Origin of the sequence: Arthrobacter sp. efr-133-R2A-120 (assembly GCF_030209835.1) — a bacterium.
Classification (GTDB): Bacteria; Actinomycetota; Actinomycetes; order Actinomycetales; family Micrococcaceae; genus Arthrobacter.
The window spans coordinates 125,119-151,753 of sequence record NZ_JARVRF010000036.1; the positions used below are offsets into that span (position 1 = coordinate 125,119).

The following is a 26,635-nucleotide window of genomic DNA, read 5'->3' on the forward strand; positions in this document are numbered from 1 at the left end:
GGCTGCGAGGTCTGGACATAGTAGGAATTTGTCCATCCCTCAGTGCCAAGGGAGAGCATGCTCAGTGGGGTTACTCGGCGTCGTGGTCCGTTTCGAGGATCTTCACGAGGCGGTCCAGGGCTTCGTCGGCCCCGGCACCTTCGGCACGCAGGACAACGACGTCGCCGAATGAAGCTCCGAGGCTCATCAGGGAGAGGATGCTCGCGGCATCCATGGCGTCGTCGGCGGGCTCGCCTTCGCGGGCGATGGTGACCTCGATGTCCAGCTCGCCGGCGGCTTCGGCGAAGATGGCTGCCGGGCGTGCGTGCAGGCCGACGCGGCTGGCGATGGTGGCGGTACGTTCGGACATTGTTGCTCCTTCGATTGTGGGCTTGGGGAAAGTCTAGAGACCCAACTCGTCCAGGATAGGCAGCTGGGCGCGAACGGCTTGGCGCGCGGCGGATGCACTCGGGGCGGACAGCGCCGTCGTCGCGAGCTGTTGGGCCTGCGCCACGGTGACGGTTGCCAGGACAGCGGAAACGGCAGCCAGGGCGCGGGCGCTCATGGAAAGCGTCGCGACGCCCAGTCCAACGAGTACGACGGCGAGGGCGGGGTCCGCGGCTGCCTCGCCGCATACTCCCACCGGCCGGAGGTTGCCGCCCGAGCTGGCGGCAGCGGCGCCGTCGGCGGTCAGCTTCACGAGCTGAAGCACGGCCGGCTGCCAGGGGTCGTTGAGAGTGGCGAGAGGGCCGAGTTGGCGGTCCGCGGCCATCGCGTATTGGGTGAGGTCGTTGGTCCCGAGCGAGGCGAAGCTGACTTCGCGCAGCACGGAGGCTGCGGTCAGGGCAGCCGACGGGACTTCAACCATGACACCCGGGGTCTTCAAACCAGCGGCGGAGCAGAGGGTTGCGAAATGCGCTGCTTCCTCGGCCGTGGAGATCATGGGAGCCATGACCCACACTTCGGCCTGGTTGGCAGCCTCTGCCGCGGCGATCGCCGCCAGCTGGCGTTCGAGGACGCCCGGGGAGGTCAGGTCGGTGCGGTAGCCGCGGACGCCCAGCGCAGGGTTGGGCTCGTCCGCGTTGGTGAGGAAAGGGAGGGGCTTGTCCGCGCCGGCGTCGAGGGTTCGGACCACCACCTTCTTGCCCGGAAATGCCGCGAAGACGGCGCCGTAGGCGGCGATCTGCTCCTCGACTGTGGGTTCGTCGTCGCGATCCAGGAAACAGAATTCGGTGCGCAGCAAACCGACGCCCTCGGCACCGGCGTCGGCGGCCTTGACGGCGTCGGCACCCGTACCTACGTTGGCGAGCAGCGGAACCCGGAACCCGTCGGCCATGACGTTGCTCCCGCTGAAGGCGGCGACGGTGGACGCCTGGGTGGCCCAAGCCTTGGCCGCAAGGCGAAGTTCCTCGCCGGGGTCAACCATGATGGTGCCGGCAGCACCGTCGAGGTAGACCTCGGTGCCGTCCCCGATCTCGTCGACACCAGGGGCGGCGACGATCGCGGGCAGGCCGAGGGCGCGGGCCAGGATGGCGGTGTGGGACTGCGGGCCGCCGCTCGAGGTGATCAGGGCGATCACCTTGGCGGGGTCCAGGGTGGCGGTGTCTGCCGGGGCGAGGTCCTCGGCGGCCAGGATGAACGGAACGTCCGACGCCGGGATTCCCGGCGCGGGCAGTCCGCGCAGTTCAGAGACGATGCGGGCGCGGACGTCCAGGACATCGGCCACGCGCTCTGCCATGTAGCCGCCGAGGGCCTTCAACGAATCGGCAACCGTGGCTGCTGCCTCCCAGATGGCCCGCTCGGCGGTGCGTGCGCCGCCCGGGGCCTCGGGGGAGAGGAGCCTGATGGCCGATTTCACCAGCATGGGATCGGCGGCCATCAGGGCTGTTGCTTCCAGGACCTCTTTGCCTTCGCCGGACGCCGTCGCGGCTCGGGCACGGAGTTCCGCCTGCACGGCCTTGGCGGCATCCTTGATGCGCTGGCCCTGCGATTCGGCGGTAACGTCCGCAGGAATATTGACGTTCTCACGGGGCTCTTGCACCGGCTTCGGCATCTGCCGCACCGGCCCCAGAACACGCCCCGGGGCAACGCCTACACCTGAAAAGGTCTGCATGGATTAGTCCTCTACTTCGCTTATTGGCGGGTTGTTCAGGCTGCGACCGGAACAGGAGCCTGCTCGGCCTCCACCGGCTTCCGGACTGCCCAACGCTTGAGTGCGAGCAGGACCAGGGCGGTGATGACCACGCCGACTGCGATCGAGATGATGAACATTGCCAGGTTTCCGATAGCGAAGAAGACGAAGATGCCACCATGGGGTGCCTGGGAGGTGACCCCGAAGGCCATGCACAGCGCCCCGGTCACGGCTCCACCCACCATGCTCGCGGGGATGACGCGGAACGGGTCAGCGGCAGCGAATGGGATGGCGCCTTCGGAGATGAAGGACGCGCCCAGCAACCAGGCTGCCTTGCCGTTCTCGCGCTCGGCGAGGCTGAAGCCCTTCTTGTTGAGCACGGTTGCCAATGCCATAGCGAGCGGCGGCACCATCCCGGCGGCCATGACGGCAGCCATGATCTGGAGCGGGGCAGGGTTGGCCAGGCTACCGGCACCCAGGCCGGCCACGGCGAAGGAGTAGGCAACCTTGTTGACGGGGCCGCCGAGGTCGAAGCACATCATGAGGCCGAGGATGATGCCGAGGACGACGGCGGACGCGCCGGTCATGCCGGTCAACCACGTGTTGAGCTGCAGGGTCAGCCATGCGATAGGACCGCCGAGAACCAGGAACATCAAGCCGGAAGCGACGATCGAAGCCAGCAGCGGGATGATCACGACCGGCATGAGCCCGCGCAACCAGCGCGGAACGCTGAACGTGCCAATCCAGTGCGCCGTGAGGCCGGCGAGCAAACCACCAACCAGGCCGCCCAGGAAGCCTGCGCCCATGAAGCCGGCAACAGCACCGGCCACGAAGCCCGGGGCAATGCCGGGCCGGTCCGCGATGCCGAACGCAATGTAACCTGCCAAGGCGGGGACCAGGAAGCCAAGGGACAATCCACCGATCTTGAAGGCAACGGTACCCAAGTACAAGGCGAGGTTACCGTTTGGAAGATCGAGCAAGGTGTTGTGGGCCAGGATGTCATTGGCCTTGGTTCCCAAAGCAATGTCGTAGCCCGCCAGCAAGAAGCCCAAGGCAATGAGCAGGCCGCCACCGGCGACAAACGGGATCATGTAGCTGACGCCGGTCAGGAGGACCTTCTTGACCTTGGTGCCGAGGTGCTCGCTGGCAGCTTCGGACGCCTTTTCGGCGCTCTCTTCGGCGCCGAAATGCGGGACGCGGTGAGCATGTGGGTCGGTAGCGGCGGCGAGGGCTTCTTGCACCATCTTGGCCGGTTCGTCAATGCCGCGCTTCACGGGCGCGTTGATGACGGGCTTGCCAGCGAATCGCTCCTTGCCGCGGACATCGACGTCTACCGCGAAGATCACGGCGTCAGCTGCGGCAATCACAGCCGGGTCCAACGCGGTAAATCCGCCCGAGCCCTGGGTTTCAACCTGCAGGTCGACGCCCGCTTCCTTGCCCGCAGCCACGAGGGAATCGGCCGCCATGTAGGTGTGGGCGATGCCGGTGGGGCACGCCGTGACGGCGACGATGCGCTTCGGGGCCGTGGCAGAAGAAGCACGGGCCGAAGCCGGGGCGGCCTCGGCTTCGGGTGCCACCGACCCTGCCGCATACGCAGCCGGCTTGTCTGCCAGTGCGCCGTCAACCAAGTCGACGATGTCCTGCTCGGTGGCAGCCGCACGCAGGGCCGCCGTGAAGTCCTTCTTGATGAGGGAACGGGCCAGCTTGGAGAGCAACTTCAGGTGCTCCTGGTCCGCTCCTTCCGGGGCAGCGATGAAGAAGATGATGTCCGCGGGGCCATCCTTGGCACCGAAGTCCACCTTGTTCGAGAGCCGGGCCATCGCCAAGGCGGGCTCGGTCACTGCGATCGAGCGGCAGTGCGGGATGGCGATGCCGCCGGGTACGCCCGTGGCAGTCTTCTGCTCGCGGGCGAAGGCGTCCGCGAAGAGCCCTTCAACCTCGGAGGCGCGACCGGCCGCGGCAACTTTGCCTGCCAGGAAGCGGATGACATCGGCGGGAGAATCGCCGAGGTTCTGGTCAAGGGAGACCAGTTGGGGGGTGATGAGCTGGGTCACTGTTAGTCCTTCTGAAGGGCCGTGATGGTTACGGCGTCGGGAGTTGTTTGGTGGACCGCCGGGACAGTGGAGCCCGGCAGCGAAGCAGCGGCGGCACCATGGGCCACAGCCTGACGGAGGCAGTCCTGCGAGGTTCCGCCGTTGGTGGCGGCCAGCAGATAGCCAGCAAGGGATGAATCGCCGGCACCGACTGTGCTGACGGCTTGGATCGGCGGATGCGTGGCGAGCCACGCGCCGTCGGCGGTTACCAGGACGGCGCCCTTGGAACCGAGTGTTGCGAGTACTGCACCCACACCGCTGCCGACGACGGCGGCGGCGGCCCTGACGGCAAGGCCGGGGTCCGCTTCCAGTTCGTCAGCCGTATGGACGTCTGTGAGGCCGGCTGCGGCAGCCAGTTCGGCCAGTTCTTCCGCGTTGGGCTTCAGGAGATCGGGCTTGCCGCTGATGTTGCCGAGTGAATCGCCACTGATGGCGGCAACCAGCGGGGCGCCGGAGGAGTCAATCGCTATTAGCGGCGGACCGCCGTTTGCAGGATCGTCGTTCCGTGAACGGAGCCTACGGGCGACCGTGGCGTAGAAATCCGCCGGTACTCCTGGTGGGAGCGATCCGGCGAGTACCACCCAGCTCGCGCCACGGGAGCGGTCCAGCAGCAGCCCGATCAGGGCTTCCTGCTCGTCCAGGCTCAACTCCGGGCCGGGTTCGTTGATCTTGGTGGTGACGCCGTCCGGTTCGGTGAGCGTCACGTTGCTGCGCAGCGGCGCGCTGATGGGAAGCGCTGCGTAGGGGACGCCGTCGTCGAGGAGTCCAGCGAGGACGGGATCGGAATCCCCGCCCGGCAGGACAGCAACGGTGTCCAGGCCCGAGGCGACGAGCGCCCGGGAGACATTGACGCCCTTGCCGCCGGAGTGCTGGTGGACGGCGATGGCGCGTTGAACCTCGCCGCGGGCCAAGGGTGCCGGGAGCTCCACCGTGCGGTCAAGGCTCGGGTTGGCGGTCAGGGTGACAATCATGCGATCACCACGTCGACGCCGGCCTCGGCCAAAGCGGCGGAGAGCTCTTCAGAGGGTTCGTGGTCAGTAATCACGGTGTCCACATCTTTTAGGGCAGCGAACTGGACCAGGGTTTCCGCGTCCAGCTTGGAGGAATCCGCGAGGACGACGACGCGCCGTGCGGACTTGACGAAGGCGGCCTTGACGGCGGCTTCTTCGGGGTCAGGGGTGCTGAGCCCGAACGTGGCGTGGATACCGTTTGCGCCGACGAAGGCGATGTCCGGGCGGAGCCGGGAAGCGGCCTCGACCGTGGACTGGCCGACGGCGGCCTGGGTGAGACCGCGGACACGGCCGCCCAGGATCTGGAGGGCGATCTGCGGGTTGCCGGAGAGCCGTCCGGCGATGGGGATGGCGTGGGTGATAACCACCAGTTCTTCACGCGGGGTGTTCCCGTTGGAAGACGCCATGCGCTGGGCGGTGCGCTGGTCGAGCAAGCGGGCGAGAGCCTCGGTGGTGGAGCCGGCATCGATCAGGATGCTGCCGGCTCCGTTCTCCGGGATGAGGGCAAGGGCGGCCTCGGCGATGCGGACCTTCTCCGGTTGGCGCTGGATGGCACGCTCAACCACACTTTCCTCGCGGGTGCTGAGGCGGTCCGAGGGGACTGCCCCACCGTGGACGCGGCGAAGGTTGCCGGCGGATTCGAGGGCGGCGAGGTCACGGCGGACCGTCTCCGTAGTGATGCTGAATCGATCTGCAAGGTCCGTTACGCTGACCCGTCCACGCTCGGCGACGAGCTCGGAGATCAGCTGTTGGCGCTCCTCGGCGAACACATACCCTCCATTGCGTACAAGCTTTTGGTACATCAGTGACTGTGATCACATGATGTGGAATTGCTTGACTCTATCTTTGTTCGTGTTGGTCTGTCAACAGAAAACAACATAAACAAAGAAATTGGCTTGGTTTGGGTTTGGTTGGGGGGTGGGGCCGGCGGACCTAGCGTCGGAACGAAAGGTGTCCTAAGGCCACTCCATCTCCGGCAGGCCGGGGTAGTCGATGGGGAGGTTGTCAGGATCCGGCGGGTCAGGTACCCGGGACTGGGAAATGGAATCCGTTCCCTGCCGATGCTTGTTCCTCTGCCGACCCAGCTCATCGGGCCCTTGCCGCGAGTCGTCTTCGGGTCGCCGCTGCTGCGTACTTTCGAGCTTCATGGTGCTTCCTTCGGATAATGCTGCAAGTCGTTGGCTAAGCAGGTATTTCCAACTCGAAGCCACAACTGCATCTCAAGATCTTGGTGTGGAGGCGGACTTCCGGGGGAGAACTGCGCGATCGGGGCATGCCCATGTGCGGTGCACTTCGCAGTGCTGTATTCACATCACGGAGGGGTTCGCCGCAATGGAAATAGTAGCTTCCGAACTCCAGGAGGCCATCCTGAATCCCCCGACGATTCAGGATGGCCCCCGCCTGCTGGACGGTGGCTGCGTGGCTATAGGAAAAACCGCAGGAAGTGCACGTGTAGAACACGGCAAGCTGTTGGGAAATCCTTGGAGCCCGGGCCTGGATGGATTCGATAATCAGGTGCTTGTTTGTTCCACAACCGGCGCACCAAAGGGGAGCGGTCCCGGGCTGATGTGGTTCGCGAGGGATCGCGGATTCGGAGCGGGCCGGCATCGACTAGCTCCGCGCCGGTAGCAGGCATTTGCTCATCAGGCAGCACCTTCACGTTGAGTGACAGGGCGCCCGGCTGCTTGAGCGAAAACGGGCCGAAGGCTCGGCCTTGTCCGGAGTTCTGCACGGACTGTAGAAGAATTGTGCACTCTGTATTCCCGGTGCGCAAGACCGGCGGAGCGTTTGTCCAAGTGGTGGACGTTGTATTGGGAGGCTCTTTTCGCTCCATTTCCGCCCTGCTGCTCATAGACTGAGCCATGGACGAAATGGGCCTGAACCCCTCGGTGGTGGGCCAACTCCAGGATTTGGTCATCGACAGTGAAGACGTCAGCGGCTTCCTCGAAGACCTTGCGGTTTTCACGGCCTCGTCGGTATCCGCTGCGCGCGGCCAAGACGTCCTGTGCGGGGTTACGTTGAGCAGAAGACGCCGATCGATGACGGTCGCCGGAAGCAGCCACGAAGCGCGCCTCATTGACGAAGTACAGCAAGCCTATGGAGATGGACCGTGCCTGGAAGCGATGAGAACCGGGAACTCCGTGCTCGTTTCGGACACTTCCGCGGACGCACGATGGCCTGAATACTGCACCACCATCGCGGAACGTGGACACCTTGCCGTGCTCTGCGTCCCCTTGGCCCTGGAAGAGGGTGCGACGGCGGCGATCAACCTTTTCGCCCCGCAACGCGATGCCTTCGACGAGGCCTCCATCCATAGCTGCGAGCAATTCGCGAGCCAAGCAGAAAAGGCTTTGCGGCTCGCGGTTCGGATCGGCGCCAGGCAACAACGTGCAGAGGACCTCGAGCAGGCAATGCGTTCCCGGACCGCCATCGATCTGGCAACTGGCGTGATCATGGGCCAGAACAGGTGCAGCCAAGAGGAGGCCTTCGGGATTCTGACCAAGGCCTCGAACGGCAGGAACCAGAAACTGAGGGATGTTGCGGAATCCCTTCTCCGGTCCTTGACGAACGAAACGCCGGTCTCGCACTTCGAGGCTTGAGCGACTCCGCTAGCTGCGCTCCGAGATATTTTTGACACTTTCCACGAGGCTGTCCCACATGCCCTTCGAATGCGCGGCTTCATCCGGGCTGGCGTTGTTGTCCTGGGCCAAAGTCAGCCTGGTCTTCCCGTCCTCAGGCTCCAATGTCCACGTCAGGGTGTGATAGTTTTCCGGGGCGTCGGCTTGGCCTGACAGTGGACTGAAATGCGTGTTTACCAGCCGCTTCCCGGGCTCGAACTCGAGGATGACACCTTTGTCCTCATAGTCTTTGCCTTTCCAGACCCCGCGCCAAGCGATGGGTCCGCCAACCGTCCAATCGGTGACAACCTCGGTCCCGAACATGAACTCCTTGATGGACTGGGGATCGGTGATAACCGACCACACCCGATCGGCGCTTGCATGGATCATGATGCTTGAACTCGCAATGAGGTTGCCCGCCATATCAGTCTCCTTTTTCATGGGTCGGCGTACGGCCGCCGGCGCAACAGAGTCTACGCCCGGGGCGCATAGGCTCTTCCCATGGAAACTGTCGTCTGGTCCAAGCCGGAGAATGAGCGTGCAGGGACGCCGCTCCTCGTGATGATGCACGGATACGGCACGGATGAGCAGCGAATGGTGAATCTCTTTCCCCAGCTCCCCAAAGAATTCACCTGCGCCGCGCTCCGTGGACCTATGCCGATCGGCGACCACTACGGCTGGTTCCTCCTGGACTACTTCCTCGCCAACGACTTTGCGGACGTCATCACCGCCACCAACAAGGTGTTCGCCTGGATTGACTCGGTCAAACGCAACCACAGCAGCGTGAGCCTCCTGGGCTATTCACAGGGCATGGCGATGGCCAGCACGCTTCTGCGGCTCCGCCCGGAAGGCTTCAAAGCGACTGTGGGCCTCTCTGGATTCGTGCTGGAAAACGACCTTCTGGCGCTCAGCGAGTCCTTCGACGCCCCGCCGCCGTTCTTCTGGGGGAGGGACAAAGCCGATCCGGTGATCTTCAAGGATGCCATTGAGCACGCCGAGGAATGGCTCAACAAGAATATGGCTCTCACTGCGAGGACCTACCCGGGCATGGGGCACCGGATCGAGGCCCGGGAAATGGCGGATGTGAGCGCGTTTCTGCGGTTTTACGTCCTCCGTTGAGGTGAGGCCCTCGTCACATTCGGGGGTGCCGGAAAACAACTCTTGATTGCCAAAATTGTAAGCGCTTACACTCTTCTTCGGCGGTGCAAGGATGTGCCGCTAAATCCAGAAGATGAAAGGGTTGAGGCCGTGTTGAATGGTTAAGGCTCACCGCGTGACAATCCAGGACGTTGCCGTCCTCTCGGGCTTGTCCATCTGCACCGTTTCACGCGCCCTGCGGAACCTGCCGAACGTGTCCGAAAAAGCACAAGCCAAAGTGGCCGACGCCGCCGCCAAGCTCGGCTACAAGGCATCCTCCGCGGCAGCCCGGCTGGCCGGCGGAAGTACGGGTTCCATCGCCATCATCGCCCCCACCGCCACTGCCTGGTTCTTCGCCCAGGCCGTCGAAGCGGCCGAGGAAGTGTTCGGAGACAGCGGTTTCGACACCGTCCTGATCAGCCTGCGCGGCAAGTCGAGCGTCAAGCGGAAGATCTTCGGTGACCTCCTTGGCTTGTCCCAACGCGTGGACGGCGTACTGCTCCTCAACGTCGATTTGAGCGAATCCGAGGTTGCCCTCCTGGCCGCGTCCGGCCTCGCAGTTGCGAGCGTGGGGATGACTTCCGTGCCGTGGGACAACGTAGGGATCGACGACGAACTCGCAGCTTGGCAGGCCACCTCCCACTTGTTGGGGCTGGGCCATTGGGATCTGGCGGTGCTTTCCGGGCGCGAAACCCACGAGAACTCGGTGTTGACGGCCAGCGACAGGCTCAAGGGATTCAGCCGGGCATTGAAAGACCATCACCTGACCGTTCATCCGGACTTGGTCATCAACTCGGATTCCACGATCGACGGCGGCCGTGTAGCCATGAACGAACTCATTGCCCACAGAAGCCTTCCCACCGCAGTCTTCGCGCACTGTGATGAGGCTGCGTTCGGGGCCCTGATGGCCTTGCGAGAGCATGGGCTGTCCGCACCAAAGAATGTCTCCGTGATTGGAATCGACGACCACCCTATGAGCTGGTTCATGGGCCTTAGCACGGTGGCGCAGCCAGTTGCCGACCAGGGTGCCTTCGCGGCCAACCTCCTGGTTGACCGGCTCCAGAATGCAGACGCCCCCAATGAACCCACCAACCATTTCCTTGACACGAAACTCATTGAACGCAAAACCACGCGCCGCCAGCGCTGAACGGACCCCCAACACCATGACTAACACCCCCGCAACCCAGAAGTCTGCCTGGACGGGCGCCGCCGCGCTCCTTTTCGACCTCGACGGCGTGCTGACGCCCACCGCCGTCGTGCATGAGCAGGCTTGGCAGGAGCTCTTCGACGGCTACCTGGCCGAAACCGGCCATCCGGACGGATACCAAGAGAGCGACTACTTCGACCACATCGACGGCAAGCCGCGCTTCGACGGTGTGCGGGATTTCCTCACCTCCCGTGGAATCACGCTGCCGGAGGGGCCGACCGACGACGATCCCGCCAACACCAGCGTGCAGGGCCTGGGCAACCGCAAGAACCGGATCTTCAACGAGATCGTGGATTCGCGCGGCGTCGAGCCCTACGCAGGCTCCGTCCGCTTCATCCATGCCGCATTGGAGCTGGGACTCAAGCTCGCCGTGGTGTCCTCCTCCCGCAACGCGCCCGCCGTCTTGAAGGCGGCCGGACTGGATGGCTACTTCCCGGTGGTGGTCGACGGCCAGGTGGCGGCCGCCGTCGGGCTCCCCGGCAAGCCGGATCCGGCCACGTTCCGCTACGCCGCCGAGCTGCTGGACGTCCCCGCCGAGGGCTGCGTCGTCGTCGAGGACGCAGTGTCCGGCGTGCAGGCCGGCAGCGCCGGGAACTTCCGCGCGGTGATCGGGGTGGACCGGGGCGCCGGCCACCAGACCCTGCTCGACGCCGGCGCAACGTTCGTGGTCGACGACCTCGACGATCTCCTCTAACCAAGCCGTTTCACGAGAAACAGAAGGAACCCAACAGTCCATGGCACTCATCAGCTCCGACCGGCTGCGCTTCCCCTGCGAACCGTGGAAGCTCGTGGAGAGCATCCACGTTCCCGGTGACGCCGGTACGCTCGAAACCCTCTTCAGCCTCGGCAACGGCCACCTGGGCATCCGCGGCGCCCACTGGGCGGGGGCGGACAGCGAACTTCCCGGCACGTTCATCAACGGTTTCCACGAAACGTGGGACATCAAGCACGCCGAGAACGCGTATGGCTTCGCCCGCACGGGACAAAGGATCGTCTATGTTCCGGACGCCAACAACTTCAACGTTGTCATCGACGGCGAACAGCTGAGCCTCGCCGAGTCCGCGGTGCTGAATTACCGTCGCAGCATCGACTTCGCCACAGGTGTGTACGAATGTGCGGTCACTTGGGAGTGCCGTTCTGGCGCCATCGTCACCACGGTGGAGCGCCGCGTCGTCGGCATCGATTCCAGGGGTTCCCTCGGCATCGAGCTGAGCCTCGTCGCAGACCGCCAGGTGTCTGCCGACGTCACGTCCCTGGTGATCAATCGGCAGGACCAGCCGGTGGAGGACCACTCGGCCCACGACCCACGCCGCTCCGGCCGCCACGCCGGCCGGGTGCTGCGCCCGCTCCACCTCCAGGGCTCCGATGGATCCCTGCGCATGGCTTGGGAAACCGCCGAATCCCACCAGCGCATCGGGATGGCCGTGGATCACTGGATTTCCGCCGAAGGCCAGCCCTTCGAAACCGTAGTGGGGGAGGACGAGTCCACGGTTCGCTACGTCATGGCCGTCAATGAGGGCGAGACCTTCCGCTTGGAGAAGAGCGTCAGCTACGTCGTGAACAGCGCCGATGCAAGCGCAGAGGACCCCGGCGAGATCCTCGCGTCCGACGCCGAATTGGGACTCCTGCCGTTCGACGCGCTCCTGGCCGAAGGTGCTGCCCACTATCGTGATTACTGGTCCACCGCGGATATCACCATTGGTGGCCAGCCCGAGCAGCAGCAGGCCGTGCGATGGAGCCTGTTCCAGCTTGCCCAAGCCACCGCGCGTGCCGGCGTCGCGGGCATCCCGGCCAAGGGCGTCAGTGGCTCCGGCTATGAGGGCCACTACTTCTGGGACCAGGAGGTGTACCTGCTGCCGTACCTGACCTACACCAACCCGGCTGCCGCCCGCCAGGTGCTGGAATCGCGCCATGCCATGCTTCCCGACGCCCGGATCCGGGCCAAGGAACTGAGCGTTGACGGTGCGCTGTTCCCGTGGCGCACCATCAACGGACTCGAGGCCAGCGCGTACTACGCCGCCGGCACCGCGCAGTTCCACATCGCCGCCGCCATCTCCTTCGCCGCAAACCGCTACCAGTGGGCCAGCGGCGACGCCGGCTTCCGTGCCGAGGTGGGAGCCGATCTGTTGATCGAGACGGCCCGCATGTGGGCTTCGCTGGGCTTCTTCGGCAAGGACGGCTTGTTTCACATCCACGGCGTCACGGGCCCGGATGAATACACGGCCGTGGTCAACGACAACCTCTACACCAACGTCATGGCTCGCTTCAACCTCCGAGCGGCTGCGGCACTGGAACACCCGGACGTCCCGGAAACCGAGCGGATGGTGTGGCAACAGGCCGCCGCGCGCATGTCCCTTCCCTACGATCCGGACATGGAGATCTACAGCCAGGACAACGACTTCATGACCCTGGAGCCCTGGGACTGGAACACGCCCAAGTCCAAGTACCCGCTGCTGCTTAACTTCCACCCCTTGGTGATCTACCGGCACCAGGTCCTCAAGCAAGCGGACACTGTGCTGGCGATGTTCCTGCAGTGGCAGGACTTCACGGCCGAGGAAAAGCAACGCGCGTTCGACTTCTACGATCCCATCACCACTGGCGACTCCACATTGTCCGCCTGTGTGCAGGGCATCATGGCGGCCGAGGTGGGGTACTCCGACGTCGCGCTCAAGCACTTCACCGAGGCCTTGTTCATCGACCTGGACAACACGCACAACAACACGGTCGACGGCGTGCACATCGCGTCCACCGGCGGCATCTGGAGTTCCTTGGTTTGCGGTTTCGCGGGCATGCGGGACCAAGGCCAGGTCCCACACTTCGATCCGCGGTTGCCGACCGAGTGGGACAGCCTGTCCTTCCGCCTCAAGATCCGCGGGCGGCTGTTGTCCGTCGAATTGCGCCCGCGGTCCATCAGCCTTGCGCTGGTTGCGGATGCAGGTTCAGTGCCCGACGCCGGTGCCGAACCTTTGGAGGTCAGCGTGCGCGGCGAGCGGGTCGCCGTCGGCGTCGAGACGGTCACTGTGCCGCTCGACGAAGTGCCGGTCCCCGCGCCGTCGGTCTTCCCGAGCCTCTTCCCGACGGCGGGACTCCCCGTGATCGGAAGCGCGCGGATCTAACTGGCCCATCGATTGCTCCCCACCGGCCCCCTCGCCTCACAAGTTCGGCCAGGGAACCCTGCCGGCGTGGGCCCAACTGCCGTTTTGAACCATCAAAACGGCAGTTGGGGAGCTGCGGTTTCGAAGTTATTCGGGAACGGTTCATTCTTGATTCATGGGACGCCGATACGGTCTCCGGAGACCTCTCTGGAAAAGGACCCTTCCCATGGATCGACGAACATTCGCCTCCGCTGCCTTGCTGACCGCGGCGGCACCGCTGCTCACCACTACTCCGGCCCTCGCGGACTCTTCCGGGAAGGGAAAGGATGCCAAGCTGACACGCACTATGTTGGACGCTTTGGAAGGTGAACTGGACGACCATGCCACCGCCGCCGTCGTGGAGCCCCACATTGAAGACATCGGATTCAACTGGCATCCGCCAACCAAGCCGGTCGAGAGCATTGATTTCATCATCGCCTATGGTTTCGGCAACCGACGGCCGGCAGGAGGCGGGGATCCCAGCCGCGTGCTCTACGAGCCTGGCCCGGTCAACGAAGCACTCGCCGACACGGTTGCGAAGGTGCGGGCGAGGCGCAACGTTCCCGTCTTTGCCCAGTGGGAAATCGCCAGGTTCCTCGAGTCCAAGTACCACATGAGCGGGGTGACCTCGATTGAACCGATCATTTCGGCGGACGGCACCATTGTGTATCTGAGCACGGACGGTGTTGCAGCCCAGGTCAAGGAGCTGCGCGCCTCTCAGCCTTCGGGGATCGCCGGCATTGTTGGATTCCGGGACCACATTAAGCGCTGTGTCCAGACCACCCAAGACCGCGGGATGGACGCTTTCGCTCCCCAAGGCATTGACATGCCCGGCACCTATGATCCGCAGTCGGGACAGCCGTGGACCCGACGTCGTGATCTCTATCTGGTGCACGACATGTACGCCCAGATCGCCGTGCTCCGCGGGAAACTGATCGCACAGGCCTATCCCAACGGCTGATTCCCGGATGGCGCAGGGGACGCTTTGCTTGGGCGAAGTTCAGCGCGCCCGGGCCGTTTCCGCTGCATCCCAGTCGATGTGGTGGCGATAGACCCAGTCGAAGTTGTCGGCCGTCTTCCGTGCGAGTGAGCGGAAGACGGCCTTCAGCACAAGGTCTTCGAAGACTCGCTTGAATTGGCCGCGGATCTTCGGGGCGGCGTTCCGGCGGCCCCATTCGACCACCGATTCCGCCCGGCTCCGGCGTTCCTTCTCGTAGCGGGACAGGGCGCCGGGGATGTCCGCGGGCGAGATGCCCCGAAGCGATCGCCCGAGCGCGACGGCGTCTTCGATCGCCATGGAGGCGCCTTGCCCGGACGACGGCGATGCGGCGTGGGCAGCGTCTCCCACCAGCACCAGGTTCCCTCGATGCCAACTGGGGATGCTCGGAAAATCGGAGGTCGTGTACGGCCGGATGATGCCGTCAGTGGCGGTGATGATCGTGGCCATGGGCGTGCGGTCCCCGGCCACGAGCTGCGTCAGCCAGGCCTTGCGGGCGCTGTGGTCCAGCGCGGCCGGATCCTCCGATGACCGCTGCAGCGGGTTGGCAAACCACCAGATCCTTCCCTCCGGATCCTGCATGTAGCAATAGAAGCAGCGCTTGCCGAAGACCATCTTCATGCGTCCCGGTTCGACGTCCGGCAGCCCGGCAGGGACCAACCCAGAGTCGACAATCCCGCCGGTGTTGAGCAGGGGGATATTGCGGGGAGCCGGGGATGAGGGGTCGATCAGCGGGCGCAAGGCCGAGTGGAGGCCGTCGGCGCCCACCACCAGGTCTCCACCCGCGGAGGTGCCGTCCGCGAAAACGGCCGTGACGCCGTCGGGCGCTTCCTTCACCGTCGCGAGCTGCTTGCCGTATTCGATACGGATCCCGCGGTGGCTGGCCGCCTCGCGGAACATGCCATACAACTCGGAACGCGTCATCGTGCGGGCGGTGGTGCCGTCTGGGAGGGATCCGCCGTAGTCAAAGTCGATGAGGTGTTTTCCGCTGCTGCCCAGATACATGGACATTTGCGGGGTGCTGAAGCCCAGATTGGCGGCTGCTTCTTTGAGCTCGAGGGTGTCCAAGGCATCGAAGCCATTGACGGCCACGGTGAGGAAGCCGCCGACGCCGTCCGAAGGCACGCTGTAGGCCTCGAAGACGGTGGCGTGATGGCCGGCTTTTTGCAATGAGTTGGCCGTGGCGAGTCCGGCGATCCCGGATCCGATGACAAGGCATTTCAACATGGCGGGGTCCTTTGCAATTTATTTCGTTCGGTTGAAAGAAATATATGACTCGCGCTGGAGGCCGTCAATCCTTTCGGTGAGGCGAAATAATTTGCTAGCCTCGTAAGATGGAGATCCAACCGGGCGTCAGTGCGCGGCGCCAAGACTTGCTTGAGGCGGTCTTTGCCTCGGGACGGGAGCTTTCGACGGCGGCCGTCATGTTCCACACCAAGCTGTCCGAGCTGCGCGGACTGTCTGCGACGGAGGGCAAAGCGATCGATATCCTGCTGCGCTTCGGGCCCATGACGGCGGGGGAATTCGGCGAACATTCCGGGCTCGCTCCGGCCTCGGTCACGGGATTGATGCAACGGCTTGAGAGCAAGGGCGTGGCCCGCAGGGTCCGGCACGAAGGGGACAAACGGAAGGTCCTGATCGAGCTCGTGGGGGACCAAGTTAGCGCCGCGATGCCCCATTTCATCGACTTCATGGGCGGGCTTGCGACCCTGTTGGAGGGCTACAGCGACGAAGAACTCCGGGTCATCGCGGACTATTCGTCGAAAGCCGCGCGGATCCAGCAGGACGCGGCGGGGCGGCTGGGTGCTGCATCCGGCGGGGACATGCACGACGACGGCGGCCGCGCGCCGTCGTCGAACCCCGCCTGAGCTGCTCGCTACTTAGGCGCTATGCCCCGCATACTGTTGTTTCGTTTCTCGTGGGTGAGTTCCGCGAGGCCAAGGGCTTCCAGGAGCGGCGGCATGTACATGCCGAAACGGCCGCGGTATCCCTTGCGCAGGCCGTACCAACCGCCCACCGGATTGCCGTCGTCGCGCCCCCAGGCCTCAACGGTGCCTTCGGCGGCCGGTTTGTTCTCGTCGGCGGCGCCGAGCGGCACCCAATCGCCCTGCTGGAGTAGCCACGCATGCAGATCCTCGATGGCGCTCAAATGGTATTTGAGGGTTGTGGAACCCACTTGGCAAACGATCGCGGGAGGGTCACCCGCTTCGTCCCGGTACATCGTGTAGTCGGAGGAGCCGGGCGGGGTGGTGAGCTTCCAGGGGTCTTCCTTGGATCCAGCGGCCATGTACGGTGTCCTTCCAGTCGTGCGGCGCGTCAGCCCACGCGGATGTCATTGTCAGCGAGGAACTCGCGGGAGCGGCCCATCTGGCGGTCGGTGGAGAAGGCGTACCAGTCTTCGCTGAGGTTCTCGCCGTGGACGATGTCGCGGAACCGGGCGAAGGCACCTTTGCCCTCGATCGCGTGCTCAAGACGCTCCCGGAGGGCCTTATCGTGCCGCCGTTCCGCGAAGGCCGCCATGTCGCGCCAGCCGTCCCGGGAATCGCTGCGGTCGATTCGAAGCCAACGCTCCGGTTCTTCCTCTACATCGATGGCGGCGTCCTCCCCGACGATCATCGGGTCGGTGGCGGCGTCGTCGTACACCTGCCCGGTAGACAGGTCGAGGTAACCGCCGGTTGACAGTCCGGGATCTCCTTCCAACACGACACTGAGCATGTCGAGGTCGACAGGCACGGCCCTGCCTGTCGGCGGCACACTGCGCAGATACGCCAGCAGGTCCTCGGCCAATAGCTTGTCACCAGCGCCGTCGCGCCACCTCAGCCGGTTGATGACCGACAGTGCCACCGACTCGGCCTCCCGGCGTCGCTGCTCCAGGGCCATTGGTATCCCGGCCCCCACCTGCTGCAGAACGTCATCGATATCGTGTCCCATCACCACTGCGAGGAAACGAGCAGCATTTGCCGCGGCGATGGCTCCCCGCAGTTCGGGCAGGTCGAGCCGGGGCGCCTGCACCTGTAAGGGCCAGGCATGCAGCAACATAGGGTGCGGCTGGCTCGGTTTCCCCGGCGCCCGACTTTCCCCATCGTCACTAGCCCACCGGCGCCCGTACTGGTCCGGGATACTGCCCCAACCCCAGTACGGCAAGGGGACCCCAAGGCGGACACCCAACACTTCCAGCGGGTCCACCTTCACCTCCCCGACCACGCACCGGTGTATCCAAGCGTCACCAAGGTCAAACGTAAACTGAAACTCAGCCCCCGGCTCCAGCGTCCGGACGACCTTGAGAGCAGCAATGTCCATCGGCGCGATGATCGGGCCGCGGATCGATCCGGCCATCTCAGCTCCCGTCTCTTCATCAGTAATAACCCGGCCATCGGCCAGGGTAAACAGTGACAGGTGCGAGCGGTCCCACCGGGCGAAGGCATCATTGATGGCATTGGCGAGATCCATGAAGGTATGCGACGGTCCGACCGCGAAGACGCGCCCGGGCCACGGCCACAGCTCCTCCCCACGACCACCGAGCAGTTCCACCGTCACCGATAACCAGGTTCGTGCCATGCCCCAAGGATGGCACGAACCGCGCCGTGGAGTCGGCCAATGGCTAAAGCTACTGCGCACCTGATCGATCCAGGAGCAAGCTCGCCCGCCTACACAGCACTCGATCGGCGAGCCAGAAACCCCTCGATGGCGTCCGCCGCTGCGGGTGCCCCGCCCGCTGATCGCACCCGGGCGCTCATCGCCTCGAGGTTGCCCCGGATCGCCTGGTCGCCGCTGACTTCAAGGACGGTTTGCCGGATCGACTCGGGTGAGAGCCCCTCCAACGGGAGCCGCCGCCCGAGTCCCAGGTCTTCCACCCGGCGTGCATTGGCTCCCTGTTCGGGTTGCAGCGGGAAAGCTACCAGCGGCACTCCGAAATAGAGGGCCTCCATGGTCGAGTTCATCCCGGTGTGGGAGAGGAAAGCGTCGGCGTGCGGTAGGACTTCGAGCTGCGGAAAGAAGGGCCGTACCTCAAAGTTCTCCGGGATGTCTCCCAGCTCGGACTCCTCGACGCGCTCTCCGATTGCCATGGCAACCTGCCAGTGGGTGCCCGCAAATCCTTCGAGGCACATCCTGAAGAAATCCGGCCGGTCATTCAACGGGGAGGTGCCAAGGGAGATGAACAACAGCGGCCTGTCCTTCACGCCGGGCTGCCAGGCCTCCTCGTTGCCCCGGGAGCCAAGGCAGGGGCCCACGAAGTGGAACCTGGCGTCGAATGTCTCGCCGGAGGGCTGGAATTCCCTCGGGATGAAGGAGATGTTCAGCGACGCGGGTGGGCCTCCCATGAATTGCAGATGGCCCACGCCCTGCTCGGCGGCGAAATCATGGATCCGTTGTCCGATCTGTTTCCAGGCCTCGATCATGCCTGGCGGCGGCGGGCCGGGCATGAGATCCCGCATCGAGAAATGTTCATTGGTGGCATAGCTCGGAAGCAACGCAATGTCCGGCAAGGCCAGCTTCGCGGCAGCCATCTTCCCCGAGAGCGTCATGGTGTCGTAGGCCAGCCCGTCCGGCGGGTCCTCGGTTAGCCGGGCCAGCAACGCCGGGAATTCCTCCCTTGCGCCTTTGAGAATCCGCTCAAGCAATCCGGCCATCATTCCGGACGCCATTCCGGCGAACATCCCCGCCATCGGTGACGGTGCCGGGCCGCCATTAGCCGCGGCGCCGCCTCCCGCGCCGCCCTCCGCCGACCGCTCGCGTGGCAGGAAGGTCGCTAGATCCTCTCCACTGGGAAAGAACACGGCACCGGCAGACTCAACGGCCTTTGCGTACTTCGCCGACGTCGCATACGTGACCCGGTGGCCCCGGCGAACCAGCTCTGCGACCACGGGCAACGTCGGGTTCACATGGCCCGCTGCGGGCAGACAGATAAAGGCTACGTGCATGGCGCCACTCCGAATCGGTCACGGAACAGTGGAGGCGTCATTTGGAAAGTTCGGTGCCATGAACGCTGCGTCGGCGCGATTTCAGCCCGGTCTCCAACTTGGTCCGCACCTCGCGCTTCACTCGGGCGGCAAGCTCAGTCTCATGCGTTTCAAGGAAGGTCCGGACCGCGCGCGGATCCCACGGCACCAAGGACCGCAACGCCCAGCTGACTGCCTTGACCACGCTGTCGTCGCGATCATTGATCAAGATGCCGACGACGGCGAGCGTCCGTTGCGTATCGCCGGTTCCCCATCGTGATCTCGTGTTGAGCACGGTAGTGGAGACAAGCGCTATGCGCCGCCACCAATGGTCCGGGTTCCGAGCCCAGCGGTCGACATCGGCGTCCGAGATGAGCCCTTCGCGCCACGCGGATCCCACCAAGACGGTGGCGAAGGCATCGGCCTGGCCCCAAGTAGCGATGCCTTCTCCCAAGTGTTCAAGCCGGGCTGGCGTGAGTTCAGCGAAAGCCGCCCGATGGGCATTGATGAACTCCCAGCCCTCCCAGTCAAAGCCAGCCTGTACAAGCCCTTCGGCGAGACTGAAGACGACGGCGGCGTCCATCGTGGCGATTTCCGCGGAAACCCTGCGTCGGACGGTGCGGAAGCTCGCGGCGTCGTGCTTCTCCAAAGCGCGCAGTTCGTCGAGGACGCGCGCCAACAATTGCCCCGGTTGAGTGTCCCCCGGAGGGACGAGCACCCCGTGCGAAGCCACTTTCGGGCCCCCGATTTCGCAGGCTGAACGCTACTATGCGGGGGCGTCGTCGGTATCCGGCCCTTCGGCAGGTTCCTGGCTATGAAGGCCGGTATCGTGGGACACCCAGCCCTCCGTTTCCCCTTCGGCAGGGGCGTCACTGTGGTGCCGGACGTCGTTGGACTCTGCTGCTTTTTCCATTCCGGATACTTCCTGTCCTTCGTTGGACTGTTCCCGTGAACGCACTCAAGTCTACGCCGGGGAGGGGGTGTGTGGCCTAGGCTAGGCCAAGGAACTACCGCACGAATCCAACGGCCGAATGCAGAGGTGAAGAATGGCGAAGCGACCCAACCCGGCAGTAAAGATTGCGCAGGAAACCGCCCACAATGCCATGTTCGACGCCAGCGGCAAAGCCAAGCCCGGTGTCCACAATGTGCTGCTTCGGGCCGTCGAGGTCCAACGTCCCCTTGTCTTGGCAAACCTGCGCCGCCTGCAGCGCAAACATCCCCAGGCCACGGCGGCGCAGCTGGCCGCCAAACTGGAGCGGGACTACCTCGCCGCAGTCACAGGCGGGGGTGCCGCCGTCGGGGCAACCGCCGTCGTGCCCGGCATCGGCACCGCAGCGTCGCTGGGCCTATCCGCGCTTGCCACCATCGGGTTCCTGGAGGGAACCGCACTTTACGCCGCTTCCCTGGCCGAACTCCACGGCATCCGCCTCACCGATCCGGACCGTGCGCGAACCATGGTCATGGCCATCATGCTCGGCGAGGAAGGCACCGCCCTGCTGGGTGCGCTGAGTGGACAATCGCTCGGCAAAGGCAAAGGAATCACGCAGGCCTGGGGCAAGACCCTCACCAAAAAGCTGCCCGGCGGAGGATTCGGGGTCATTCGCGATGCCATCCAGCGAGCCTTCCTCAAGCGGCTCGTCAAGCGCCAAGGCGCCGCGTTCCTCGGCCGTGCCCTGCCTTTCGGCGTGGGGGCCGTGGTGGGCGGAGTCGGAAACCGAGTTATGGGACGTGCCGTAGCGGCCTCGGCAAGAGAAGCATTCGGTCCTATGCCGGACACCATCCCGGGCGAGCTGCTCCCAGCCGCCCACCAGAACGCGCTGGAAGGCGGAAATAGTGGATCTCAACGCTGATTCGGGGGAGTCGTTCGGCTCCTGGACCATGGGGAACGACGCTTCAATGTTCCGGATTGTCAGCAGCGCAAACGTCGCGTGCGGCTTCCACGCCGGGGATCCGGTGACCATGCTGGACAGCTGCCGTGCCGCCTTCGAGCTCGACGTCCGGGTGGGCGCCCACGTGGGCTACCGGGACCTGCACGGCTTCGGGCGCCGATCGATGGACATGTCCTTCGATGAGCTCTTCGGCGACGTCCTCTACCAGCTCGGTGCCCTGGATGGCATGGCCCATGCAGTGGGCGCCTCCGTGGACTACGTCAAACCCCACGGTGCCCTGTATAACAGGATCGTCCACGACGTGGAGCAGGCCGAAGCCGTGGTGGCCGCCATTCACGCCTACGATCCCGGGCTACCTGTCCTTGGCCTGCCGGGCTCGGCGCTGCTGCGCCTCGCCGAAGAATCCGGACACCCGGTATTCCGGGAGGCTTTCGTGGACCGCGGCTACATGCCGGACGGCACGTTGGTTCCGCGCTCGCAGGAGGGTGCGGTGGTGCACGACGCCGCCGCGGTAGTCGAGCGGGCCGTGCGCTTTGCCGTGCGGGGCGAGGTACTGGCCGTGGACGGCACGGTGGTGCGGGTGAAGCCCGACTCCTTGTGCATCCATGGCGACACCCCGGGTGCTGTTGAGCTGGCTGCGGCGGTGCGCGCTGGCCTTGAGGAAGCTGGTGTGGAGATTGAATCCTTCGCCTGAGGTTCGTGGTTCGGGCGGCGCGGGTTTTCCCGGCGCGGGCGGACCGGCTCCGCGCGACGCGGGCATCCGGATCCTTTTGCCGTGCGGCGACAGCGCATTCTTGGTGGAACTGCCCGAACTTACTGCCGTCGTCGCGTACTACCGCGGGCTGATCGGGGCCGGCGCTTCGGCGGGTGTTTCAGTGCCCGACGGGATCATCGACGTCGTGCCCGCCGCCCGAACCGTCCTTGTCACCTTCGATCCCGAGACGATCAGTCCCTCCGAGGTCCGCCACTGGCTGGAGTCCGCGGAGCCGGCATTCGACGTTGCCAGTTCGGGCCGCGAAGTGATTATCGAGGTCTCCTACGGTGGCCCCGACCTTGCCGAAACGGCACAGTTCCTCGGCATGACCGAGACCGAATTGGTCAAGCTTCACACGAGCTCGGAGTGGACTGCCGCGTTTTCCGGCTTTGCGCCCGGCTTCGTGTATCTGGTCACGACCCATGAGCGGCTCCGCGTTCCGCGTCGGAACACCCCACGCACGGCCGTGCCGGCTGGTTCAGTTGGCCTCGCAGGCGAGTTCAGCGGCGTCTACCCGCGATCCTCACCAGGGGGTTGGCAATTGATCGGAACCACGACGGCGGCACTGTGGGACGCGTCAAAAGCCGAACCCGCGCTGATCCGGCCGGGTGACCTGGTCCGGTTCGTGGAGGCCTGATGGGGATTGTAGTGGTGAACCCCGGCGCACTCACCTTGGTGGAGGATCTTGGCAGGCAGGGCTGGGCTTCCTTGGGGCTCAGTCCTTCCGGCGCCCTGGACCGGCAATCACTCCGGCTTGCCAATTTGCTCGTGGGCAACCCCGCCGGGGTGGCCGGGCTGGAAATATTGCTGGGCGGGCTTCGCCTGCGATTCGTCACGGCGTCGACCGTCGCGGTGGCGGGCGCCGAGGGCATCGTGACACTCAATGGTGCCGAGATTCCGCTCAACCAAGCCGTACGGGTGGCTCCGGGCGCGGTGCTCGACTTCGGTGCTCCGCTGTTCGGACTCCGGTACTACCTGGCGGTGCAGGGCGGCGTCGATGCGCCCAAGCTCCTCGGTTCAAGCAGCACGGACATGCTCTCCGGTGAGGGTCCCGCGCCGTTGAAATCGGGTGAGCAGTTGGGAACCGGGCGTGTTTCCGCGGGCAACGGCCTGGTTCCCGGAAAAGGCTCGGTTCCGGGAACGGATTCTGTTCCCGGGCATGGGGCCGGGCATGGGGTCGGATCTGGGGCCGGTGCGGGCATTGGGATCCTCAACAACGCGCATGTCCTCCCAGCTATCCGCCGCGCTCCTGATCCTGGCCGCGCAATCACAGCCCGAGTGGACCGTGGCCCCCGTGCAGACTGGTTCGACGAGGATTCCTGGCGCCGCCTTATCAGCCAGGAATGGACCCTGTCGCCCGATTCCAACAGGATCGGTGCCCGGTTGGTGGGCCGCCCGCTCACCCAGACCCGGCTCGAGGAACTGCCCAGCGAAGGCATGGTGCTCGGCGCGCTGCAGGTGCCGCCGTCGGGCCTTCCGACGGTATTCCTGGCGGATCATCCCGTGACGGGTGGCTACCCCGTCATCGCGGTGGTGCGTCGCACGGACCTGGACTTGTTGGGCCAAGCCCGCCCCGGCCAACGGATCCGTTTCCTGGGCTGAACGTTCCCTCCACTGGACTGCGTCAGCCGAACACCAAGTGCGCAACGGTGAAGATCGCGAGCCCGGCCAACGATCCCACCACGGTGCCGTTGATGCGGATGTACTGCAGGTCCTTACCGACCTGGAGCTCGATCTTTTGCGAGGTTTCCTCGGCATCCCAACGCGCCACGGTGTCCGTGATGACCCCCGCGATGTCGGAGCGGTACGTTTTGACGAGGTAGCCGGCAGCGTCTCCGATCCAGGCATTGACCTTGCCCGCCAGCTCGTCATCGCTGACAAGCCGCGAACCGAAGTCCCGGACAGCGCTCTTGAAACGCTGTGTCAGTTCGCTGTCGGGATCGTCGACGGCGGTGAGCAGCGCGTCCTTGATTGTGCCCCACGTGCGGGAGGCAAGTTCGCGGACCTCGGGATCACCGAGGACCTGGGTCTTGATTGCCTCGGCCCGGGCAATCATTGCAGGATCGTGCTGAAGATCCTGGGCAAGATCACCGAGGTATGTATCGATCGATTGGCGCACTTGATGATCGGGATCCTGTTGCACAGCCCGGACGAACTTGGCGATTTCGTTGTAGACCCTGTCGCCCACGATGTCGTCCACGAAGGACGGAACCCAGAGGGGCGAACGGTCGGACACGAGCCGGTTGACCGTGGAGTGGTTCGCTTCCACCCAATCCGCCGCTCGGTCAACCAGCAGATCGACGAGCTTGTGGTGGTGGCCCTCGGCAAAGATCCGCTCGGCCATCCGGCCCACAGGCGGCCCCCACGGCGGAGTGAGCAGGTGCTTGCGGACCATGCCCTCGATCACTGCCTGGACGTCGTCGTCGTTCAGGACCGTGAACGCTCCGCGGATCAGTGCTGAACCTTCCTTTGCAATACGCTCCGGGCCACCGGGGGATGCGAGCCCCGTGCCGGCTTTCCGGGCGATGTCCACGCTCGCGAGCTTCTCCTGGACCACCTGCTCGGACAGGAAGTTGGTCTCCACGAATTCCCCAAGCGAAGCGCCGATCTGGTCCTTGCGCCGCGGAATGATGGCGGTGTGCGGGATCTTCAGGCCCATGGGGTATTTGAACAAGGCAGTGACGGCGAACCAGTCGGCCAGCGCTCCCACCATCCCGCCTTCGGCAGCGGCCCGCACGTATTCCAGCCATGGATACTGTTTCTGCAGGGCGAAAGCGGCGGTGAAAACCACCGCCATGACAATCAGGAGCGCCAGCGCCACCGACTTCATCCGACGCAGGGCAGCGGCCTTTTCGGCGTCACCGTTTCGTTGCCCGACGCCGGCCGCAACCGAGGAGCTGTTCCGGGCACCTGCGTGCCGGGTCGCTTCCGCCGTCGGGTCACTATCGCTGTCCGTCACCGGGATTTGTTCAGAGTTCACCTGCATGTGCCCAGCGTAGCCCCGTCGCTGTCATGGGCGTGGGCTACCGTGTCCCCATGACGAATGACGAGCCCGGTCGCCCAGACCAAAGCACGGAGCAGAACACGCGGCCCATGGTCTACGCCCACCGTGGAGCCAGTGCCGCCTTTGCGGAGCACACGCGTGCCGCATACCTGAAGGCAATCGCCGACGGCGCCGACGGCGTCGAGTGCGATGTCCACCTGACCCGGGACCAGCACGTTGTCCTGCTTCACGACGCGAACTTGGACCGTACCTCGGACGGCACCGGTCCGGTCGCCGAGAAGACGCTCGAGGAGCTGCGGCAGCTGGATTTCTCCTCCTGGAAGGGCGCGCGGATTCCGGACCAGTACGGCGCAAAGTCGGACCAGCTCCTGACCCTCCCGGAGTTGCTGGACATCCTGCGCGGTGCCGGCAGGGCAATCGGCCTAGCCATTGAGCTCAAGCACCCTAGCCCGTACCAGCTCAAGCTTGAAGACCGCGTGCTTGAGCTTCTGGGCAGCGAAGGGTGGAACGCGGAGACGTCCATGCTGGACAACATCCAGGTTTCCTTCATGAGTTTCAGCCCGGATTCCGTCAAGCACCTGCTCCAGTTCGTTCCCGCGGAGCACATTTGCCAACTCGTGGACGACGTCACCGTGGAAGAAATCCGCGATGAACTTGGCCTGGGTGCCATCACCGGGGGAGCCGTAGCCAACGTGATGAAGGCAGCCCAGCAAGAGGGCGAACGGATCCTGGACGACTGTGAGGTTGGACTAGCCGGGCCGGGCATCGACTACGTCCGCAAGCACGCCCGCACCGTCCAGCGCTGGTTGGAATCAGGCCGCCGCTTCCGGGTGTGGACCGTTGACTCGGAGAACGATGTTGCCTTGTGCCAAGGCCTTGGCATTCACGAGATCACCACGAACAAGCCGGCGCAGGTCCTGGCCCAGCTTTAGGGGAGCCCAACTGGGTCGCAGTTGTTGTCGTTATAGGGCGTGATAAGGACAACAACTGCGAGTCAGATGACCGTGTTGCTGAGGGTTCCGATGCCGCCCAGCGTGATGTCCACCCGGTCGCCAGGCCGGACAGCAACGAAGGTATTGGGAGCTCCCGTCATGATGATGTCTCCCGGCTCCAGGGTCAGCCACTCGGTGACGTAGACAAGGCAATCCGCGATCGAGGATGGCAGGTTGAAGGAACCGGACCGGGCCTTGACCTGGCCGTTGACTGCTACTTCGGTGCTGACGTTGTCCGGATCCTCGATCTCCGTTTCGATCCACGGTCCCAGCGGCGTGTAGTTGGTGCCGGACTTGCCCTGGAAAAGCTTTTCGTCGATCTGGTTTTGGTCCACATTGGTGACGTCGTTGACCACGGTGTAGCCCAGGACGTGGCTCAAGGCGTTCTCGGCGGTGAGGTTCTCCGCCCGCTTTCCGATGACGGCGGCCAACTCGCCTTCCACGTTCACAGTGCCTGCGTTGCGCACGGCCACGATGTCGTCACCAGGGCCGGCGATGCTGTGGACCGACTTGTGCCAGGCCTGGATAGGCAGCACGTGGTTGTTGTTGCCCAGGTTGTGCCCGATTCCGAGCACCACGGAAGGCCGGACCGGGGCGAGGAATGCGGCGTCGTCTGCGGAACTGGATTCTCCGGTGAAGGAAAGGACCTCGGCAAAGGGATCCTCGATGTGGTCCCAGCTTCCGCTGCGCAGGACTGCGTGCTTCGGGCCGGAAGGCGTCTGTAGTCGGGCGATGCGCATGGAACTCCTC

At 64.7% G+C, this 26,635-nt stretch carries 27 protein-coding genes; 12 read left to right on the plus strand and 15 right to left on the minus strand.

What is annotated here, in order from left to right; translation table 11 throughout:
• Positions 1-70: 70 nt before the first annotated feature.
• The 6 genes from QRN52_RS16905 to QRN52_RS16930 all read right to left on the minus strand — a co-directional run bounded on the left by QRN52_RS16905 (position 71) and on the right by QRN52_RS16930 (position 6,361).
• The gene (locus QRN52_RS16905) at positions 71-349 is read right to left on the minus strand and encodes an HPr family phosphocarrier protein (protein WP_059388405.1); all 279 of its coding nucleotides are present in this window, start codon (positions 347-349) and stop codon (positions 71-73) included.
• A gap of 33 nt (positions 350-382) precedes the next feature.
• Positions 383-2,092, minus strand: coding sequence for a phosphoenolpyruvate--protein phosphotransferase (gene ptsP / locus QRN52_RS16910; protein WP_284754440.1), 1,710 nt, complete (start codon positions 2,090-2,092; stop codon positions 383-385).
• 35 nt (positions 2,093-2,127) lie between these two features.
• Positions 2,128-4,164 (minus strand): PTS fructose transporter subunit IIABC, encoded by a 2,037-nt coding sequence (locus QRN52_RS16915; RefSeq protein WP_284754441.1) that lies wholly within the window; start codon positions 4,162-4,164, stop codon positions 2,128-2,130.
• A gap of 2 nt (positions 4,165-4,166) precedes the next feature.
• The gene (locus tag QRN52_RS16920; RefSeq protein WP_284754443.1) at positions 4,167-5,174 is read right to left on the minus strand and encodes a 1-phosphofructokinase family hexose kinase; all 1,008 of its coding nucleotides are present in this window, start codon (positions 5,172-5,174) and stop codon (positions 4,167-4,169) included.
• Positions 5,171-5,983: a DeoR/GlpR family DNA-binding transcription regulator gene (locus QRN52_RS16925; protein WP_284754506.1), complete on the minus strand. Its 813-nt coding sequence runs from the start codon at positions 5,981-5,983 to the stop codon at positions 5,171-5,173. Before QRN52_RS16925 ends, QRN52_RS16920 begins: the two co-directional genes overlap by 4 nt.
• Before the next feature lie 186 nt (positions 5,984-6,169).
• The gene (locus QRN52_RS16930) at positions 6,170-6,361 is read right to left on the minus strand and encodes a hypothetical protein (protein WP_284754444.1); all 192 of its coding nucleotides are present in this window, start codon (positions 6,359-6,361) and stop codon (positions 6,170-6,172) included.
• A gap of 714 nt (positions 6,362-7,075) precedes the next feature.
• Between QRN52_RS16930 and QRN52_RS16935 the strand changes: the two genes are divergently transcribed.
• Entirely contained in the window at positions 7,076-7,813 is a 738-nt protein-coding gene (locus QRN52_RS16935; RefSeq protein WP_284754446.1) for a GAF and ANTAR domain-containing protein, read from the plus strand.
• 9 nt (positions 7,814-7,822) lie between these two features.
• On the opposite strand, the gene QRN52_RS16940 is transcribed toward QRN52_RS16935, so the two are convergent.
• Positions 7,823-8,254: an SRPBCC domain-containing protein gene (locus tag QRN52_RS16940; RefSeq protein WP_284754448.1), complete on the minus strand. Its 432-nt coding sequence runs from the start codon at positions 8,252-8,254 to the stop codon at positions 7,823-7,825.
• A 78-nt stretch (positions 8,255-8,332) separates the two neighbouring features.
• Between QRN52_RS16940 and QRN52_RS16945 the strand changes: the two genes are divergently transcribed.
• From QRN52_RS16945 to QRN52_RS16965, 5 genes are all read left to right on the plus strand, one after another.
• Positions 8,333-8,950 (plus strand): alpha/beta hydrolase, encoded by a 618-nt coding sequence (locus tag QRN52_RS16945; protein ID WP_284754449.1) that lies wholly within the window; start codon positions 8,333-8,335, stop codon positions 8,948-8,950.
• A 154-nt stretch (positions 8,951-9,104) separates the two neighbouring features.
• Positions 9,105-10,115, plus strand: a complete 1,011-nt coding sequence (locus tag QRN52_RS16950; protein WP_284754450.1) for a LacI family DNA-binding transcriptional regulator — start codon at positions 9,105-9,107, stop codon at positions 10,113-10,115.
• Positions 10,116-10,131: 16 nt separating this feature from the next.
• Positions 10,132-10,869, plus strand: coding sequence for an HAD family hydrolase (locus QRN52_RS16955; RefSeq protein WP_284754451.1), 738 nt, complete (start codon positions 10,132-10,134; stop codon positions 10,867-10,869).
• Between the two features lie 40 nt (positions 10,870-10,909).
• A complete protein-coding gene (locus QRN52_RS16960; protein WP_284754452.1) occupies positions 10,910-13,291 on the plus strand; it encodes a glycoside hydrolase family 65 protein in 2,382 nt (793 codons plus the stop codon).
• A 205-nt stretch (positions 13,292-13,496) separates the two neighbouring features.
• Positions 13,497-14,270 (plus strand): hypothetical protein, encoded by a 774-nt coding sequence (locus QRN52_RS16965; protein ID WP_284754453.1) that lies wholly within the window; start codon positions 13,497-13,499, stop codon positions 14,268-14,270.
• Between the two features lie 39 nt (positions 14,271-14,309).
• On the opposite strand, the gene QRN52_RS16970 is transcribed toward QRN52_RS16965, so the two are convergent.
• Positions 14,310-15,533 carry an FAD-dependent oxidoreductase gene (locus QRN52_RS16970; protein WP_284754454.1) on the minus strand — a complete coding sequence of 408 codons (1,224 nt, stop codon included), beginning with the start codon at positions 15,531-15,533 and terminating at the stop codon, positions 14,310-14,312.
• A gap of 107 nt (positions 15,534-15,640) precedes the next feature.
• Here QRN52_RS16970 and QRN52_RS16975 point away from each other — a divergent pair, with 107 nt between their 5' ends.
• Positions 15,641-16,174, plus strand: coding sequence for a MarR family transcriptional regulator (locus QRN52_RS16975; RefSeq protein ID WP_284754455.1), 534 nt, complete (start codon positions 15,641-15,643; stop codon positions 16,172-16,174).
• An 8-nt stretch (positions 16,175-16,182) separates the two neighbouring features.
• Here QRN52_RS16975 and QRN52_RS16980 read toward each other — a convergent pair whose 3' ends face one another.
• The 5 genes from QRN52_RS16980 to QRN52_RS17000 all read right to left on the minus strand — a co-directional run bounded on the left by QRN52_RS16980 (position 16,183) and on the right by QRN52_RS17000 (position 20,159).
• Positions 16,183-16,593, minus strand: a complete 411-nt coding sequence (locus QRN52_RS16980) for a DUF6855 family protein (protein WP_284754456.1) — start codon at positions 16,591-16,593, stop codon at positions 16,183-16,185.
• Positions 16,594-16,622: 29 nt separating this feature from the next.
• Positions 16,623-17,864 carry a UPF0158 family protein gene (locus QRN52_RS16985; RefSeq protein ID WP_284754457.1) on the minus strand — a complete coding sequence of 414 codons (1,242 nt, stop codon included), beginning with the start codon at positions 17,862-17,864 and terminating at the stop codon, positions 16,623-16,625.
• Between the two features lie 89 nt (positions 17,865-17,953).
• Positions 17,954-19,228: a macrolide family glycosyltransferase gene (locus tag QRN52_RS16990; protein ID WP_284754458.1), complete on the minus strand. Its 1,275-nt coding sequence runs from the start codon at positions 19,226-19,228 to the stop codon at positions 17,954-17,956.
• A 37-nt stretch (positions 19,229-19,265) separates the two neighbouring features.
• Positions 19,266-19,979 carry a DNA alkylation repair protein gene (locus tag QRN52_RS16995; protein WP_284754460.1) on the minus strand — a complete coding sequence of 238 codons (714 nt, stop codon included), beginning with the start codon at positions 19,977-19,979 and terminating at the stop codon, positions 19,266-19,268.
• 33 nt (positions 19,980-20,012) lie between these two features.
• Entirely contained in the window at positions 20,013-20,159 is a 147-nt protein-coding gene (locus QRN52_RS17000) for a hypothetical protein (protein WP_234754026.1), read from the minus strand.
• Positions 20,160-20,292: 133 nt separating this feature from the next.
• Here QRN52_RS17000 and QRN52_RS17005 point away from each other — a divergent pair, with 133 nt between their 5' ends.
• From QRN52_RS17005 to QRN52_RS17020, 4 genes are read left to right on the plus strand one after another with little or no spacing between them, the layout of a single operon-like run.
• Complete coding sequence (locus tag QRN52_RS17005) at positions 20,293-21,096, plus strand: hypothetical protein (RefSeq protein ID WP_284754462.1); 804 nt, start codon at positions 20,293-20,295, stop codon at positions 21,094-21,096.
• Positions 21,080-21,829: a LamB/YcsF family protein gene (locus tag QRN52_RS17010; protein WP_284754464.1), complete on the plus strand. Its 750-nt coding sequence runs from the start codon at positions 21,080-21,082 to the stop codon at positions 21,827-21,829. The genes QRN52_RS17005 and QRN52_RS17010 overlap by 17 nt, the downstream gene beginning before the upstream one ends.
• Positions 21,813-22,526 carry a 5-oxoprolinase subunit PxpB gene (gene pxpB, locus QRN52_RS17015; RefSeq protein WP_350225160.1) on the plus strand — a complete coding sequence of 238 codons (714 nt, stop codon included), beginning with the start codon at positions 21,813-21,815 and terminating at the stop codon, positions 22,524-22,526. Before QRN52_RS17010 ends, pxpB begins: the two co-directional genes overlap by 17 nt.
• Entirely contained in the window at positions 22,526-23,491 is a 966-nt protein-coding gene (locus QRN52_RS17020) for a 5-oxoprolinase subunit C family protein (protein WP_284754466.1), read from the plus strand. Before pxpB ends, QRN52_RS17020 begins: the two co-directional genes overlap by 1 nt.
• 22 nt (positions 23,492-23,513) lie before the next feature.
• On the opposite strand, the gene QRN52_RS17025 is transcribed toward QRN52_RS17020, so the two are convergent.
• On the minus strand, positions 23,514-24,875 hold the full coding sequence (locus QRN52_RS17025) for a DUF445 domain-containing protein (RefSeq protein WP_284754467.1): 1,362 nt from the start codon (positions 24,873-24,875) through the stop codon (positions 23,514-23,516).
• Between the two features lie 50 nt (positions 24,876-24,925).
• Between QRN52_RS17025 and QRN52_RS17030 the strand changes: the two genes are divergently transcribed.
• On the plus strand, positions 24,926-25,825 hold the full coding sequence (locus QRN52_RS17030; protein ID WP_284754468.1) for a glycerophosphodiester phosphodiesterase: 900 nt from the start codon (positions 24,926-24,928) through the stop codon (positions 25,823-25,825).
• Positions 25,826-25,887: 62 nt separating this feature from the next.
• Here the strand turns inward: QRN52_RS17030 and QRN52_RS17035 are convergent, their stop codons facing one another.
• Positions 25,888-26,625: a fumarylacetoacetate hydrolase family protein gene (locus tag QRN52_RS17035; RefSeq protein WP_284754469.1), complete on the minus strand. Its 738-nt coding sequence runs from the start codon at positions 26,623-26,625 to the stop codon at positions 25,888-25,890.
• Between the last annotated feature and the right edge of the window lie 10 nt (positions 26,626-26,635).